The sequence below is a fragment of the Streptomyces diacarni genome (assembly GCF_003323715.1).
GTDB lineage: Bacteria > Actinomycetota > Actinomycetes > Streptomycetales > Streptomycetaceae > Streptomyces > Streptomyces diacarni.
Window position 1 is genome coordinate 83,743 of sequence record NZ_QOIN01000034.1, and the last position, 15,585, is coordinate 99,327.

Consider the following 15,585-nt stretch of genomic DNA (forward strand, 5'->3'; position numbering starts at 1 on the left):
GACGGTCGCCGCCGGAGCCCCGTCCGCCCGGTGGCACTATGTGGGGGTGCGCTACCTCTACCGCGTTCTGGGTACCACGCAGGTTCTCCGCGAGGACGGCACGACCGTGCCGGTCGGCGGGGCGCGGCTGCGTGCGCTGCTGACCGCGCTGGCCCTGGCGGGAGGACGCGCCGTACGGACCGGGCAACTGGCCGCCGCCGTGTGGGCTCAGGACGAGGACGCGCCCGCGGACGAGACGGCCGCCGTGCAGGCGCTGGTGGGCAGGGCGCGCAGGGCGTTGGGCCGGGACGCCCTCGCCTCGGTGGAGGGCGGCTACCGGTTGGCGGTGACGCGCGACGACGTCGATCTCTTCCGGTTCGAACGGCTGGCCGACGAGGGCGCGAAGGCGCTCGCGGACGGCGATCCGGTCAAGGCCATGGCGCTGCTCGACGACGCCCTCGCGCTGTGCCGGGGTCCCGCGCTGGCCGACCTGCCCGACGGGGGTGGACCCGCCGCGGTGCGGGCGGCGGACCGCGAACTGGCCGCGCGCCGCGACGGGATGCGGGCCGCGCTCGCCCTCGGCCGTGCCGAGGCGGTGCTGCCCGGCGCGCGCGAGCTGGCCGCCGCCCACCCCCTCGACGAGTCCCTCCAGGCCGTGTTGCTGTGCGCCCTGCACGGCGCGGGCCGCACCGCCGAGGCGCTGGCCTCGTACGAGACCGTGCGCGCCAGGATCGCCGACCGCCTGGGCACCGACCCCGGCGCGGAACTCCGCGCGCTGCACGCCACGTTGCTGGCCACCGACGATCCCGCGCCGCGGTCGCCCTCCCCGCTCTCCCCTTCCCGCCCGCCGTCCCCGTCCTCTCCGTCCTCCGCGCCGTCCCCCTCCTCCGCGCCCGCCGGCGCCGTCCGGCCCGTCGGCAACCTGCGGGCCGGGCTGACCTCCTTCGTCGGGCGTGAGGAGGAGATCGGCGCGCTCGGCAAGGAGCTCGTCGGCGCCCGGCTGGTGACGCTCACCGGACCTGGCGGCGCCGGGAAGACCCGCCTGTCGCTGGAGACGGCCGCCCGCACCGGCGCGGAGGGCGGCGGCCCCGCGCGACAGGACGGAGCCTGGCGGGACGGCGCGTGGCAGGACGGCGTGTGGGTGGCCGAACTGGCCTCCGTACGGGGGCGGAACGGGCCCGCCGAGGTCGCCGAGGCCGTCCTGACCGCGCTCGGCGGCCGGGAGACCCTCCTGATCGGCTCCACCGCGGAGAGCCTGCACGCGGCGACCGACCCCACGGCCGGCGACCCGGTGGCCCAGCTCGTCGAGCACTGCGCGGCGCGGCGCATGCTGCTGGTGCTGGACAACTGCGAACACGTCATCGACGCGGCGGCGCGGGTCGTCGAGACGCTGCTCGTGGAGTGCCCAGGCGTGACCGTCCTCGCCACCAGCCGCGAACCGCTGGGCGTACCAGGGGAGTCGGTGCGGCCCGTGGGTCCGCTGCCCGAGCCCGTCGCGCTGCGGCTGCTGGCCGACCGGGGTGCCCGCGCGCGTGCGGGGTTTTGCACGGACGAGGACCCCGAGGCGTGCGCGGAGATCTGCCGGCGCCTCGACGGGCTGCCGCTGGCGATCGAGCTGGCCGCGGCCAGGCTGCGCTCGCTCAGCCCCGGCCAGCTCGCCCGGCGCCTCGATGACCGGTTCCGGCTGCTGACCAGCGGCAGCCGTACCGTACTGGCACGGCAGCAGACCCTGCGGGCGGTCGTCGACTGGTCGTGGGAACTGCTGGAGGAGCCCGAACGCACGGTGCTGCTGCGGCTGTCGGTCTTCGCCGGCGGCTGCGAGCTGGAGCAGGTCGAGGAGGTGTGCGCGGCAGCACGGGAGGGCGACGCGGGGGCTGACACCGCCGCGCTCCTGAGTTCCCTTGTCGACAAGTCGTTGGTGGTGGCCGAGCCCGGCGACGGCCGCACGGCCGGGATGCGCTACCGGCTGCTGGAGACCGTCGCGGAGTACGCCGCCGAGAGGCTCGACGCGCTGCCCGGCGAGCGGGAGCGTGCCGAGGCCCGCCACCTGGTCGCCTACCGCGAGCTGGCCCGCACCGCGGACCCGCTGCTGCGCGGACCGCGGCAGGCCGTCTGGCTGGACCGGCTGGAGCGCGAGCACGACAACATCCGCACCGCGCTGCGCCGCGCCGTCGCCGCGGGTGAGGAGCAGGAGGCGCTGTGCCTGATCCTGTCCATGGGCTGGTTCTGGCAGCTGCGCGGGCACCGCGCCGACGCCCTCATCTGGGGTGAGGCGGCCCTGCGCCTGGGCCCCGCCCCCTTCGCGGAGCAGCGCCCGGTGCCGCCGCTGTACGAGTCGGCCACCCACCACCCGCCGCCCATGAGCGAGGAACAGCTGTGGGAGGCCAGACGCGGAGTGCGGCTGATGGTCCTGGCCGACGCCGAGGAGGACGTCGAGCGGTTGCAAAGCCCCGAGCGGCAGGCCGAACTGGCCACCGTCATGCGCTCCTACACCCCCGGGATGCCCCAGGTCTGCCGCATCCCCGGCTGCATGTGGATGTTCGCCTGGCTCCACAGCGGCAACTACGACGCCCTCCACGACCTGACCGACGCACAGGTCCAGGGGTGCCGCGACCTGGGCTACGAGTGGGAGCTGGGCTTCGCGCTCCAGTTGCGCTCCAAGATCGGCGCGGACGTCCCCGACGCGTGGGACCAGACCGGCGTCGACGCGGACGAGAGCCTGGAGATCTTCCGCAGGCTCGGGGACGCCTGGGGAGAGGCCGAAGCGCTCGCGGGCCGGTGTGAAGCGCTCAGCGCGCGCGGCGAGTTCGCGCGCGCGGCGGCCGACTGCAGGCTGGCCATCGCCCGCGCCCAGGAGCTGGGCGCGCACAGCCAGGTGCCGCGGCTGAAGTCCCGGCTCGGCTCCGTGCTCGTGGAGCTGGCGGACCCGGAGTCGGTCGCCGAGGGCAACCATCTGATGCGGGAGGCGACCGAGGAGGCCGAGCGCGCCGGAGGGGACGGTCCCAACTTCGCGTCGATCCAGCTGGCGGCCCACCTGATCCGCACGGGAGAGCCGGACGCGGGCCGAGCGCTGCTGGAGCCGCTGGAGCGGGAGTTCGCCGAGAGGGTGCCGCAGCTCTTCGCGGGGATGGTGCAGGGCATGCTCGCCTGGTCGCACGTCGTGGCGGGGAGGCCTGGCGAGGCGCTGGCCAAGCTCCGGGTGTCCATCGGCAGGACCCGCGAGGCGATGGCGGACGTGGTCAGCCCGCAGCTGACCCAAAGTCAGCTCGTCACGGCCGCGCGGGCGTTGGCCGCGCTCGGGCGGGGCGCGGAGGCGGGGCGGCTGCTGGGTGCCGCCGATACGCTGACCACCCGGCCGAGCGGGCCCTTTCTCCCGCCGGTCGAGCGCGAGGCGCGGCAGGCCGCCGAGGAGGCGGTGCGGGCCGTGCTGTCGCCCCGTGCGTACGCCGAGGCCCACAGCGAGGGCGGCGGCCTCACCATCGAGGAGGCCGTCGCCCTCGTCCAGGGGGCCTGAGCACGGGCGGGTGCCTGACGGAGTGCGCCGCCAGGCACCGCCTCAGACCTTCTTCCGGAACTTCGCGATGGCGAACGGCGCCGTGACGACGGTGAGTCCCACCGCCCAGATCACCGTCCACATCACGGGGCCGGCCACCGCGCCCTGGCCCAGCATCAGCCCGCGGGCGGAGTCGGCGACATGTGTCAACGGGTTGACCTTGGTGAACGCCTCCAGCCAGCCGGGCATCGTGTCCGTCGAGACGAACACCGAGGAGCCGAACTGCAACGGCATCAGCACCAGGAACGAGATGCCCTGGACGGCCTGCGCCGTCTCCATCGACAGCCCGACCAGAATGAAGATCCACAGCAGGGACGCGCCGAACAGCGCCGTCAGGCCGACGGCCCCCAGCATCCCCAGCCAGTGGCCGTTCAGGTCGAACCCGCACAGCAGGCCCACGGCCAGCAGCACGACGATGGCCACCAGCATGCGGCCGACCTCGACCAGCGACTTGGCTATCAGCACGGAGGAGCGGGCGATCGGCATGGACCGGAAGCGGTCCATCACGCCCTTGCGGAAGTCCTCGTTGATGCCCGTGCCCACCGCCATCGCGATGGACATGCTCATCATGCCCATCATGCCGGGGATCAGGTACTGCACGTACTGGTCCCTGCTGGCGCCGCCGCCCCCGCCGCCGATCGCGCCGCCGAAGACGTAGACGAACAGCAGCGTGAAGACGATGGGCATCAGCAGGGCGTCCATCATCGACTCCGGGTCCTGCTTGATCTGCAGGGCGCACCGGCGCACGAGCGCGCCGATGTGCCGCAGATTGGCGCGCAGCCCGATCCGTCCGTCGTCCGCTCCCGGCTTCACCGGCGCCTGACCGCCGCCCGGCACCGGCGGGGTCTTCCCCGATTCGGGGGCCTTGATGGTGGCGGTACTCACGCCGCGACCTCCTCGAGTGCGTTCTCGTCGTCCTTGTGGGTGGCCTTCTGGCCGGTGAGCGCCAAAAACACCTCGTCCAGGCTGGGCAGGTGGGTGGCGATGTCGGCGAGCGCGAAACCGCGCGCGCCCAGCAGCCCCACCACGGCGGTCAGCTGTTCGTCGCTGACGATCGGGACGCTCACCAGGCCCTGGGCCTCGTCGGCCGTGGCACCCGCCACCCCGTCCAGGCCCGCCTGCGCGAGGGCGCCGACCATCCGCGTCACCTCGCCCGGGTCGCCGGGGCGGATCTCCAGCGTGCGGCCGCCCACCTTCGCCTTCAGCTCGGGCACCCGGCCCTCGGCGATGACCCGGCCGCGGTCGACCACCGTCAGCTCGCTGGCGAGCTGCTCGGCCTCCTCCATGTACTGCGTCGTGAGCAGCACCGTGTTGCCGTCGGCCACGATGTTCTGCACCTCTTCCCACACCTCGTTACGGGTGCGCGGGTCGAGCCCGGTGGTGGGCTCGTCGAGGTAGAGCACCTTCGGGCGGCCGATCATGGACGCCGCCAGGTCGAGCCTGCGGCGCATGCCGCCGCTGTACTTGCTCGCCGGGCGCCGGGCCGCCTCGGTGAGGGAGAACCGCTCCAGCAGCTCGTCGGCGCGCTTGCGCGCCTCGGAGCGGGGCAGATCGAGCAGCCGCCCGATCATGTAGAGGTTCTCCCAGCCCGACAGCTTCTCGTCCACCGAGGCGTACTGCCCGGTGAGGCCGATCGTGCGGCGCAGTTGGCGGGGCTGGCGCACCACGTCGTACCCCGCGACCACCGCCGTGCCGGCGTCCGGCTGCAGCAGTGTGGACAGCATCCGCACCAGCGTCGTCTTGCCCGCTCCGTTCGGGCCGAGGACGCCCATGACCGTGCCCTCGCGCACGTCGAGGTCGATGCCGTCGACGGCCTTCGTCTCCCCGAAGTGCTTGACCAGTCCGCGGACCTCGACCGCGTTCGTCGTCTTCTCGCTCGTCATGCCTGTCAAGATGCCAGGTGCCACCGACAAACCACCGACACGCCGCCGACAGCCCGGACCCGGGGCGCTGTCGGTTTCCGCCCGCCCGCCACCGGGAGGCGGCGGACGGGCGGAGGACGGCGCGGGTGAAGGGTCACTCGTAGGAGTGCTCGGCTGCCGGGAACGCCCCGGAGACGACGTCCTCGGCGTAGGCGCGCGCGGCGTCGGTGAGCGCGCCCCGCACGTCGGCGTACCGCTTCACGAAGCGGGGCAGCTTGCCGGGCGTGAGACCTGCCATGTCGGTCCACACCAGGACCTGCGCGTCGCAGTCGGCCCCCGCCCCGATGCCGACGGTGGGCACCTGCAATGCCCGGGTGACCTGGGCGGCGACGGACGCGGGCACCATCTCCAGGACGACGGCGAAGGCCCCGGCGTCCTGGACGGCCTTGGCGTCCCGCAGCAGCTGGTCCGCCGCCTCCTCGCCGCGGCCCTGCACCCGGTAGCCCATGGCGTGCACGGACTGGGGGGTCAGTCCGATGTGCGCCATCACGGGAATGCCGGAGCGCACCAGGAGCCCGATCTGGTCGGCGGAGCGCTCGCCGCCTTCCAGCTTCACAGCGCCCGCCCCGGCTTCCTTGACCAGCCGGGTGGCGCTGCGCAGGGCCTGGACCTCGCCCTCCTGGTACGAGCCGAACGGCAGGTCGGCGACGACGAGGGCCCGGCCGGTGCCGCGGACGACGCCGGCGGTCAGCAGGGTCATCTGGTCGAGGGTGACGGGGACGGTCGTCTCGTAGCCCAGGTGGCAGTTGCCGGCCGAGTCGCCGACGAGCAGCACGGGGATGCCGGCCTCGTCGAGGACCGAGGCGGTCATCGCGTCGTACGCGGTGAGCATCGGCCACCTCTCGCCCCGCTCCTTGGCGAGTGCGAGGTCGCGCACGGTCACACGGCGATTCCGGGTTCCCCCGTAGAGCGTTTGAGGCATGGCTCTGTCTCCAAAATGTCGTCTCGAAGCGCCCTGACGGCGTCTCCGGATCAGAACCCATGCTGGCACGCACCCGGCGGCCCCGGTAGGGGTGCGCCACCTCGGCGGACCCGGGGGCTCCGGGCCGTCTGGCCCTGGGTGCGCGGCCATGTGCCCCTGCGTGTGCGGCTGCGTACTGCGTTCCCCCGCGTGGTACTGCGTTCCCCTGCGTACACGGCCGCGTACGCCCTGCGTGCGGGGCCGGGTGCGCTCTGCGTGCGCAGCCGTGTACCTTTCTGCATGCGCAGCCGGTGGGACGCGCGTTGTGTCACAGCCGCGAAACCACCTCGACCAGCCGGAACCCGGCAGGCCCCTCCCCTCGTCCTCCCAGCAGACTCCCTACCCAACCACCGGGTTCCGGGCGACCCCACCGGTTAATGGGCGAAAACAGCAGTTGGACCGAAGCGTTCAACTGGTCGAGAACCGGCATCACCTATCGTTCATCGGGCACCAGCACAGGCAAGTGAGGACGGCGGATGGCGCGCGCGTACACGTCGGAGGCCACGCACAGCGAAGAAGGCGACCGGCGGGCGGGATTGTTCTCCCGGCTCGCACGGCGGCCGGGCGGCCGCCAGGGCCGGGCCTTCTCCCGCTGGTCGGGACCGGGCAAGTGGCGGCGCGGCTGGGTGCCGGCGGCGCTCGCGGTCGTCCTCGCCCTGGTGTTCCTCCTGCACGCGGAGATCCCCAACTCCATCGGCAACATCGGTTCGCTGTGGGAGACGTTCCTGCCCTGGGGCGGCCTGGGGATCGTGGTGCTGCTCGTCGTGGGGGTGCTGCGCCGCTCGGCCACCGCGCTGCTCGCCCTGGTGCTGCCCTCGCTCGTGTGGTTGAACCTGTTCGGCGGCGTCTTCGGTGACAAGTCGACCAGCGCGGCGGGTGATCTGACGGTCGTCACCCACAACGTCAACGCGGACAACCCCGATCCGCGGGGCACGGCCAGGAAGCTGGCCGCCTCCGGCGCGGACGTCATCGCGCTGGAGGAGGTGTCCCGCACGCAGGCCGCCTCCTACGAGGAGGGCCTGGAGAAGTCCTACCCGTACCACAAGCTCACCGGCACGGTCGGGATCTGGAGCAAGTACCCGCTGACCGACACCCGGCCCCTCGACCTCAAGATGGGCTGGCCCCGTGCCATGCGCGCCACCGTCGAGACGCCCAAGGGGGACGTGGCCGTCTACGCGGCGCATCTGCCGTCCGTGCGTGTGCAGTTCCGTGCGGGCTTCACGGCCGGGCAGCGGGACGGCAGCGCCAGGGCGCTCGGTGACGCGCTCTCCGACGACCCGGCGGACAACGTGGTCCTCCTCGGCGATCTGAACGGCACCATGAACGACCGTGCGCTCGCCCCGATCACCTCGCAGCTGCGCTCCGCGCAGGGTGCTGCGGGCGACGGGTTCGGCTTCAGCTGGCCCGCCTCGTTCCCGATGGCGCGGATCGACCAGATCATGGTCAAGGGCCCGGATCCGGTCTCCGCCTGGACTCTGCCGTCCACCGGCAGCGATCACCTGCCGATCGGGGCGAAGCTGAACCTCGCGGACTGAGCACGGCCGCACACCCCGCGTGCGCGCGCTCGCGACAGGAGGGCGCCGGGTTCCGCGGCCGGCTTCGCCTGCCCTTAACGCCGTGTTTTGCGCCGCGGAACATCTGGCTGCGAGACTTTGTTCTTCGGCAAAACATTCAGGGTCGGCACACCCTGCAGGGCGCCCAGCGCCGCGCCGCCCTGCCCTGTCCGCGCGCGTGCTCGCGCACCCCTGATCATTCCGTTGAGCTCGACATCCCCCGAAAGGTTCTTACCGCATGCCTCTGGCTCTGCTCGCACTCGCTGTGGGCGCCTTCGGGATCGGCACCACCGAGTTCGTGATGATGGGCCTGCTGCCGAACGTCGCCGACGATCTCGGCACGTCCGTACCGACCGCTGGTTACCTGGTCTCCGCCTACGCGCTCGGCGTCGTCCTCGGCGCCCCGCTGCTCACCGCCGTCGGCGCGCGCGTCCCGCGCAAGCTGATGCTGCTGCTGTTGATGGCGCTGTTCACACTCGGCAACCTCGCCTCGGCGCTCGCGCCCGGGTTCGGCACCCTGTTGGCGGGGCGGGTGCTGGCCGGGCTGCCGCACGGTGCCTTCTTCGGTGTCGGCGCCGTGGTCGCCGCGCGTCTGGTGCGCGAGGGCCGGGCCGCCCGCGCCGTCGCCACGATGTTCCTCGGGCTGACCGTCGCCAACATCGTCGGCGTCCCCGGCGGTACCGCGCTGGGCCAGCAGCTGGGCTGGCGCGCCACCTTCGTGGTCGTCACCCTCATCGGCCTGGTCGCGATGGTCTCCCTCGCCCTGCTGGTGCCGCGTCTGCCCCCGGAGCACCAGGGCGGGGTCCGGCACGAGCTGCGTGCCCTGGGCAACCGCCAGGTCGTCCTCGGGCTGCTGACCGCCGTCTTCGGCTTCGGCGGCGTCTTCGCCGTCTACAGCTACCTCGCCTCGATGATGACGGAGGTCACCGGGCTGGCCGAGTCGTCCGTGACGTGGGTGCTCGCCCTCTTCGGCATCGGCATGACGCTCGGCACGCTCGTCGCGGGGCCGCTGACCGACCGGGCCCCGCGCCGCACCCTGTACGCGGCGCTGGGTCTGATGGCCGTGATCATGGTGGTCTTCCACTTCGCGGCGCCGGTGAAGTGGGCGGCCCTGGTGCTGGTGGGGCTGCTGGGCGCCGTCGGCTTCCTGATCACCACGCCGGTCCAGATGCTGGTGATGCGCGCCGCCTCGAACGCGCCCACGCTGGCCTCGGCGTCGAACCACTCGGCGTTCAACCTCGCCAACGCGGGCGGTGCCTGGCTCGGCGGTGTCGTCATCGCGGCGGGCTGGGGCTGGATGTCGCCGACCCTCGTCGGCGCGGTCCTCGCCCTGGCGGGTCTGGGGATCGCGCTCATGGCGGGCGCCGCGGCCCGCGGCGAGTCGCGGGTGGTGGCCCGTGCGGGCGAGCACCCGGTGGAGGTCCACTCGGGCAGCTGAGGCCCGTGGGGTCGACTCGTGGGGCCGACTCGTGAGGCCGAGGTGTGTACGACGTGGATGTCCCGTGACGCGTGGGGCGTCACGGGACACGCGTGGATGCGGGGATTGATGTGACCTGAGTCACTGGCTATGCCAGTGGCAGGTGCCCCGGTCGCTGCATACGCTCTTCGACAGCACCACGGGGATCGCCAACTACACCGCGCGCACAGCGAGTTGAGGCGTCGCGTCGGGTTCGTCGGACAGGCGTGCCCGCCGCCGTTTCGGCGCGTCCTCCCGTGGGGTCCGTCCGTGTTTCCAGGGAGGAACCCGCATGAGATCCCGTTCGGTCCGTCTCGCCGTCACCGCCTCAGCCGTCGCGCTGCTCGGCACCCTCGCCGCCGCGGCCCCGGCCGCCGCCGCGCCCCAGCACTCCGCAACCGGCACGTCCTCCGTCGAGCAGGCCGCCGCCTGGGAGTTCGTGGCCTGGTACCCCAACAAGACCCAGTGCCAGAACGGCGGCGCCTACTACCTCCGCCACGGCTACAGCAACTACATCTGCGAGCTGGACCCGATGCGCGGCTGGGCGTTGATGGTCGGGGAGTAATCCCCGGCGTCCGCAGGCAGCCGGCTCGCCCGCCGCACCGGGCGGGCGAGCCGACCGCGCCGTCGTATCCGGCCTCAGCCCTCCCGCCAGCCGTTCGTGATCGGCAGGCGGCGGTCCTTGCCGAAGCCCTTGGGGGAGATCTTGGTGCCCGGCGGGTACTGGCGGCGCTTGTACTCCGCGCGGTCGGTCATCCGTAGCACGCGGCGCACCGTCTCCGCGTCGAAGCCCGCCGCGACGATGTCGGCGGCGCCCTGGTCCCCGTCGACGTACCGCTTCAGGATGCCGTCGAGCACGTCGTAGTCGGGCAGCGAGTCCGTGTCGACCTGGCCGGGCGCCAGCTCGGCGCTGGGCGGCTTGGTGATCGAGCGCTCCGGGATGGGCGGGGTCTCGCCGCGCTCCCGGGCCGCGCGGTTGCGCCAGGTGGCCAGGCGGAAGATGTTCGTCTTGTAGACGTCCTTGATCGGGCCGTAGGCGCCGACCGAGTCGCCGTAGAGCGTCGAGTAGCCCACCGCGAGCTCCGACTTGTTGCCCGGGGCCAGCACGATGTGGCCCTCCTGGTTGGAGAGCGCCATCAGCAGGGTGCCGCGCAGCCGGGACTGGAGGTTCTCCTCGGCGACGCCCGTCAGCTCCAGGGAGCCCATGTACGCGGCGAACATCGGCTCGATCTCGACGGTGCGGACGTTGCAGCCCGTGCGCTCGGCCAGCTCGGCGGCGTCCTCCTTGGAGTGTTCGGAGGAGTAGCGCGAGGGCATGGCGACGCCGTGGACGTTCTCGGCGCCCACCGCGTCGCAGGCCAGCGCGGCGGTCAGCGCGGAGTCGATGCCGCCGGACAGCCCGATCAGCACCGAGCGGAAGCCGTTCTTGGCGGCGTAGGCGCGCAGGCCGACGACGAGCGCCGTGTAGATCTCCTCGTCGTCCTCCATGCGCGGCGCCTCGCTGCCGGTGGCCTCCGGCTCGTACGCCGCGAGCGGCTCGGCGGTCAGTACCCGGTGCTCGACGCGCAGCCCGTCGTCCACGGTGCCCGAGGGCGGAGTGGCGGCGGCAGCGGGCAGCTCCAGGTCGAGGACGACGCAGCCGGGCTCGAACTGGGGAGCCCGGGCGATGACGCCGCCGTCCGCGTCGACCACGATCGAGTCGCCGTCGAAGACCAGCTCGTCCTGGCCGCCGGTCTTCGCCAGGTAGGCGGTGGTGCAGCCCGCCTCCTGCGCGCGCTTGCGGACCAGCTCCAGGCGGGTGTCGTCCTTGTCCCGCTCGTACGGCGAGGCGTTGACGGACAGCAGCAACCCGGCGCCCGCGCTGCGCGCGGCCGGCACCCGACCGCCCTCCTGCCACAGGTCCTCGCAGATGGCGAGGGCCACGTCGACGCCGTGCACGCGGATGACGGGCATCGTGTCGCCCGGCACGAAGTAGCGGAACTCGTCGAAGACGCCGTAGTTCGGCAGGTGGTGCTTGGCGAACGTCAAAACGCTCTCGCCGCGGTGCAGCACCGCGGCCGCGTTCTGCGGCGCCCCGGCGGGCTGCCCGTAGCGGGACTGCCCCTGTGCGCAGCGGTCGAGGTAGCCGACGACGACCGGCACCTCGCCCAGCCCCTCGTCGGCCAGCCGCCGCGCGAGGTCCCGCACCGCGGTGCGGGACGCCTCGACGAACGACCGGCGCAACGCCAGGTCCTCGACCGGGTAGCCGGTCAGCATCATCTCCGGGAAGGCCACCAGGTGGGCGCCCTGCTCGACGGAGTGCCGGGTCCAGCGGAGGACGGCCGCGGCATTGCCCTCCAGGTCGCCGACGGTGGAGTCGATCTGATTCAGCGCGAGACGTAGTTGAGCCACGGGCCCGAGTGTAATCGTCGGGCTGACGTTTAGGGGCGGGCCCCGACCGGCGTCCGGCGCCCGCCCCCATGCTCACTTACGGTAGCCGAGCACCGTCATCATGCCCGCCTCACCGTGGTAGACGTTGTGGCAGTGGACCATCCACAGGCCCGGGTTGTCGGCGTCGAAGTCCACCTCCAGCGTCTTGCCGGGAAGCACGATCGAGGTGTCCTTGCGCGGACCGCCGTCCGGCAGGGCGAACGTGTGGCCGTGCAGGTGCATCGGGTGCCACATGTCCGTGGTGTTCACGAACCGCAGCCGCACCCGCTCGCCCGCCGTGACGGGGTGGCGCTGCTCCGGGTCGTACTTCTTGCCGTTGATGCCCCAGTCGTACGTCGCCATGGAGCCCGTCAGCTTGAAGGTGACCGTACGGTCGGGCCTGTCCGCCTCGAGGCGGACCGGGCCTTCGGCCCTGAGCTTGTCGGCGGTCAGCAGCGTGCCGTCCAGCTCCCCGGGGCGGGACTTCGGCGACGGCGTGGCGCCCCCGCCGGTGCGCAGCAGCGCACGGGCCTGCGCCTTCTTGCCCTCGGCCAGCGCCGTGAGCGGGAAGACGCCGTCCTTGACGGTGACGAGCACGTCGTAGCGCTCGCCCATGCCCAGCAGCAGCGCGTCCGTGGTGGCGTGCTCGACCGGGTAGCCGTCGGTGTGGGTGACGGTCATGCGGTGGCCGCCGAGCGCGACGCGGAAGGCCGTGTCGCCGCCCGCGTTGACCAGCCGGATCCGCACCCGGTCGCCCGGCCGCGCCCGGAAGCTCTCCGGATCCTGCGGGGTGCGGCCGTTCACCAGGTAGTACGGGTACTTCACATCCCCCGCGTCGCCGCCCAGCAGCGCACTCGTGGCCCCCATCATCATCCGCGAGGGCCCCTTGTCCCCCTTCCCCGCCGGGCGGGAGCCACCGCCCATCCCGTGCATGCCGTGACCACCGGACGCGCTCGGGCCGTCCTTGCCGCCGTCGTCCCCGCCCATGCCGCCGTGGTCCATGCCTCCGTCGCCGTGGTCCATGCCCTTGCTCAGCTCGGCCAGGACGCCGTCCGGCGTGGAGCCCTCGACGCCGTCCACCCAGTCGTCGAGGACGACCACCCACTCCTTGTCGTACTCCAGCGGCTCCTTCGGGTCCTCCACGATCAGCGGCGCGTACAGCCCCCGGTCCTGCTGGACCCCCGAGTGCGGATGGAACCAGTACGTGCCCGGGTGGGTGACGGCGAAGCGGTAGGTGAAGTCGGCGCCCGGCTTGATCTCCCGCTGGGTGAGCGCGGGCACCCCGTCCATGTCGTTGCGCAGCGCCAGCCCGTGCCAGTGCAGGGACGTCGCCTCCGGCAGATGGTTGGCGAGCGTCAGCGCGAGCGTGCTGCCCGCGGTGATCCGCACCTCCTTGCCGGGTGCCCGGTCGCCGTACGCCCAGGTGGGAACGGACGTGCCAGCGCCCAGCTCCAGACGGGTGCGGGTGGCGGTGAGCCGCACCTTCTCGGTACGGCCCTTCGGGCGGTCGGTCTCGGCGGCGCGTACCTCGGCACCGTCGGGCTCGACGTAGCGGTGCCCGCCGCCCGCGCCGTCGGCGCTGCGGGGCTCGGAACAGGCCGCCAGCAGACCGCCGGCGGTGAGGGCCGCACCGGTGCCGAGCACGGTGCGACGGGTGGGAAGGGAACGCATGGGGATACCTCGCGTGGTCGTCTCCTGATGTCGTAGCCGGGCACACGCGCGCCCGCGCGCTCGCGGCGCGCATCGTTCGGGCCCGTGGGCAGCCGGTGGCTTGCCCCCGGGGCGAGTGGAGTGGGCGGGCGTGCGGGCCCTGTCAGGTCCGCAGGATCGACAACCGCGCGAGACGGACGGCGGTTCTGGGCGGCGGCAGCGGCCACAGCGTGCGCAGCAGCCGGGTGCGGTACGCGGCGGCGAGATCCGCCACTCGGCGCCGCCGCAGCACCAGCACCACGAGCAGGCCCAGCAGCGCGACGGCCGACCACACGCCCAGGACGGCGAGGCACACGGACGTGGGGTCCATCCCGGTGCCGTGGCCCTCCCCGTGCCCGGCGCCGTGCCCTCCCGGTTGGGACGGCGCGGCGTGCGCGGCGTGCGCGGCCTGGTCGGCCTGGCCGACGGACGCGGCGGCGTGCGCGGCCTGGGCGGCGGACGCGGGGTGGCCAATGGACGCGCTGTCCGCGCCGGGCACGGTCCGGGCCGCGGGCATGGCGTACCCGGGCGGCCCGGCGGCCTCGGCCGGTGCCGTCAGGGGCACGTCGCCGCCCCGCGCCGTGGAGGCCGCCACTGCGGCCGTCGGTGCGGCCGACGCCGGCTCGGGTGAGGGGTGGCCGAGGGTGTGCATGGTGACCAGGCCCAGGAGCAGGGCGGCGAGCAGCAGCGCGCGGGCGCACCAGGAGGTGCGGGGGTGGCGCGTGGACTGCTCCGTCGGCATGGTGTCCACCCTAACCAGATGCCCTGGCGGGGTATGCGCGGACTACCCGGGGCCGGTTTCCGAAGGTTTCCTGTCTATTTGGCGCGGTCCTGGCGCGGTCCTGGCGGGGTTCGGTCATTGACGTGAACTCGCCACCGAGCTGAGGATGCCCAGCATGTTGGAGGCTCTGGATCTCGACCCGGTCGAGCAGCAGGTCTACGAGGCGCTGGTGGACGGCGCCGTGACCGTCGGCGAGCTGCGCACCGCCGCGGGGCTGAGCGCCGCCCGCGTCCGTGCGGCGCTCACCGCGCTGGAGAAGCTCAACCTGGTGGGGCGGTTCGCGGCCGACCGGGGCCAGGGCGAGGCGCGCTACCTTCCGGTGGCGCCCGAGATCGCCTTCGAGTCGCTGCTGCTCGCCCGCGAGGAGGAGATCCACAGGACCCGCCGCCACATCCAGCACCTGGCGGCGCGGTTCCGCGCCAACGCTCCGGGCCGCGACCCGCTGGACCTGGTGGAGATCGTCACCGGGCGGGCGGCCGTCATCCGCCAGGTCGACCAGCTCCAGCGCAGCGCGCGCACCCAGATACGGGGCATCGACCGGCCGCCGTACGCCAACAGCGATCCGGACCGCCTCGACCCGAAGACCGGCATGATGCCGGTGCAGGCGCAGATGCTGGGCCGTGGCGTCGGCTACCGCGTCATCTACGACACCGACGGGCTGGCCGCCTCCCACCGGTTCGAGGGGGACATCGGTGCGGCGGCCCGGCTGGGGGAGGACGCCCGCGTGATGGCCGACACCCCGACGAAGATGCTGATCGCGGACGACCACATCGCGCTGATCCCGCTGCGGGCCGCGCCCCACGAGCTGGCCAGCAGCGTCGTCGTCCACCCCTCCGGGCTGCTGGAGGTGCTGTGCGAGTTCTTCGAGGTGCTGTGGGGCAGGGCGCTGCCGATCTCGGAGTACCTGGCGGGGCGGCGACCCGGCGCGCCCGACGGGCCCAGCCGCGAGGAGGCCAGGCTGCTGGCGCTGCTGACGACGGGCATGACCGACCAGGTGATGGCGCGGCAACTCGGCATCAGCTACCGGACCTTCCAGCGGCGGCTGCACGGCTTGATGGAACGCCTGGGCGCCACGACCCGCTTCCAGCTCGGCATGCGCGCGGCGAGCCTCGGCTGGGTCCCGCAGGCGCCGAGCGCGGCGGGCCGCGGCGAGGCGGGCACCGCCCACGAGCCGGCCAAGTGAGCGGTTCCGCGGGGGGGGCGGTGCGGGGTGGCGAGGGCGAACGCCGTAAACGTGCGGCCCGGCCAGGGGTGCGCGCCGGCTGACCGAGCCGCGAAGAAT

11 protein-coding genes are annotated in these 15,585 nt (G+C 73.3%); 5 read left to right on the plus strand and 6 right to left on the minus strand.

Annotation, left to right across the window (positions count from 1 at the left end; all coding sequences use genetic code 11):
• Window positions 1-40: 40 nt before the first annotated feature.
• Window positions 41-3,493, plus strand: coding sequence for an AfsR/SARP family transcriptional regulator (locus tag DTL70_RS07110; RefSeq protein WP_114020998.1), 3,453 nt, complete (start codon window positions 41-43; stop codon window positions 3,491-3,493).
• Between the two features lie 42 nt (window positions 3,494-3,535).
• Here the strand turns inward: DTL70_RS07110 and DTL70_RS07115 are convergent, their stop codons facing one another.
• From DTL70_RS07115 to panB, 3 genes are all read right to left on the minus strand, one after another.
• Window positions 3,536-4,417 (minus strand): ABC transporter permease, encoded by an 882-nt coding sequence (locus DTL70_RS07115; protein WP_181860820.1) that lies wholly within the window; start codon window positions 4,415-4,417, stop codon window positions 3,536-3,538.
• Window positions 4,414-5,415 carry an ATP-binding cassette domain-containing protein gene (locus DTL70_RS07120; protein WP_114020999.1) on the minus strand — a complete coding sequence of 334 codons (1,002 nt, stop codon included), beginning with the start codon at window positions 5,413-5,415 and terminating at the stop codon, window positions 4,414-4,416. The genes DTL70_RS07115 and DTL70_RS07120 overlap by 4 nt, the downstream gene beginning before the upstream one ends.
• Before the next feature lie 133 nt (window positions 5,416-5,548).
• On the minus strand, window positions 5,549-6,376 hold the full coding sequence (gene panB / locus DTL70_RS07125; RefSeq protein ID WP_114021000.1) for a 3-methyl-2-oxobutanoate hydroxymethyltransferase: 828 nt from the start codon (window positions 6,374-6,376) through the stop codon (window positions 5,549-5,551).
• Between the two features lie 515 nt (window positions 6,377-6,891).
• Here panB and DTL70_RS07130 point away from each other — a divergent pair.
• The 3 genes from DTL70_RS07130 (at window position 6,892) to DTL70_RS07140 (ending at window position 9,989) form a co-directional block, all read left to right on the plus strand.
• A complete protein-coding gene (locus DTL70_RS07130; RefSeq protein ID WP_114021001.1) occupies window positions 6,892-7,950 on the plus strand; it encodes an endonuclease/exonuclease/phosphatase family protein in 1,059 nt (352 codons plus the stop codon).
• Window positions 7,951-8,206: 256 nt separating this feature from the next.
• Complete coding sequence (locus tag DTL70_RS07135; protein ID WP_114021002.1) at window positions 8,207-9,406, plus strand: MFS transporter; 1,200 nt, start codon at window positions 8,207-8,209, stop codon at window positions 9,404-9,406.
• A gap of 310 nt (window positions 9,407-9,716) precedes the next feature.
• Entirely contained in the window at window positions 9,717-9,989 is a 273-nt protein-coding gene (locus tag DTL70_RS07140) for a hypothetical protein (protein WP_114021003.1), read from the plus strand.
• Between the two features lie 74 nt (window positions 9,990-10,063).
• On the opposite strand, the gene DTL70_RS07145 is transcribed toward DTL70_RS07140, so the two are convergent.
• The 3 genes from DTL70_RS07145 to DTL70_RS07155 all read right to left on the minus strand — a co-directional run bounded on the left by DTL70_RS07145 (window position 10,064) and on the right by DTL70_RS07155 (window position 14,264).
• On the minus strand, window positions 10,064-11,815 hold the full coding sequence (locus DTL70_RS07145) for an NAD+ synthase (RefSeq protein ID WP_114021004.1): 1,752 nt from the start codon (window positions 11,813-11,815) through the stop codon (window positions 10,064-10,066).
• 72 nt (window positions 11,816-11,887) lie between these two features.
• Window positions 11,888-13,504: a multicopper oxidase family protein gene (locus tag DTL70_RS07150; protein ID WP_114021005.1), complete on the minus strand. Its 1,617-nt coding sequence runs from the start codon at window positions 13,502-13,504 to the stop codon at window positions 11,888-11,890.
• Between the two features lie 142 nt (window positions 13,505-13,646).
• The gene (locus DTL70_RS07155; RefSeq protein WP_114021006.1) at window positions 13,647-14,264 is read right to left on the minus strand and encodes a hypothetical protein; all 618 of its coding nucleotides are present in this window, start codon (window positions 14,262-14,264) and stop codon (window positions 13,647-13,649) included.
• A 154-nt stretch (window positions 14,265-14,418) separates the two neighbouring features.
• Here DTL70_RS07155 and DTL70_RS07160 point away from each other — a divergent pair, with 154 nt between their 5' ends.
• A complete protein-coding gene (locus DTL70_RS07160; protein WP_114021007.1) occupies window positions 14,419-15,486 on the plus strand; it encodes a helix-turn-helix transcriptional regulator in 1,068 nt (355 codons plus the stop codon).
• Window positions 15,487-15,585 lie beyond the last annotated feature (99 nt).

What these genes read in the sequence shown, in the direction of transcription:
- DTL70_RS07120 (WP_114020999.1), bottom strand. Translation starts at nt 5,415, where the DNA reads ATGACGAGCGAGAAGACGACGAACGCGGTCGAGGTCCGCGGACTGGTC.
- DTL70_RS07150 (WP_114021005.1), bottom strand. Translation starts at nt 13,504, where the DNA reads ATGCGTTCCCTTCCCACCCGTCGCACCGTGCTCGGCACCGGTGCGGCC.
- panB (WP_114021000.1), bottom strand. Translation starts at nt 6,376, where the DNA reads ATGCCTCAAACGCTCTACGGGGGAACCCGGAATCGCCGTGTGACCGTG.
- DTL70_RS07135 (WP_114021002.1), top strand. Translation starts at nt 8,207, where the DNA reads ATGCCTCTGGCTCTGCTCGCACTCGCTGTGGGCGCCTTCGGGATCGGC.
- DTL70_RS07130 (WP_114021001.1), top strand. Translation starts at nt 6,892, where the DNA reads ATGGCGCGCGCGTACACGTCGGAGGCCACGCACAGCGAAGAAGGCGAC.
- DTL70_RS07160 (WP_114021007.1), top strand. Translation starts at nt 14,419, where the DNA reads ATGTTGGAGGCTCTGGATCTCGACCCGGTCGAGCAGCAGGTCTACGAG.
- DTL70_RS07140 (WP_114021003.1), top strand. Translation starts at nt 9,717, where the DNA reads ATGAGATCCCGTTCGGTCCGTCTCGCCGTCACCGCCTCAGCCGTCGCG.
- DTL70_RS07155 (WP_114021006.1), bottom strand. Translation starts at nt 14,264, where the DNA reads ATGCCGACGGAGCAGTCCACGCGCCACCCCCGCACCTCCTGGTGCGCC.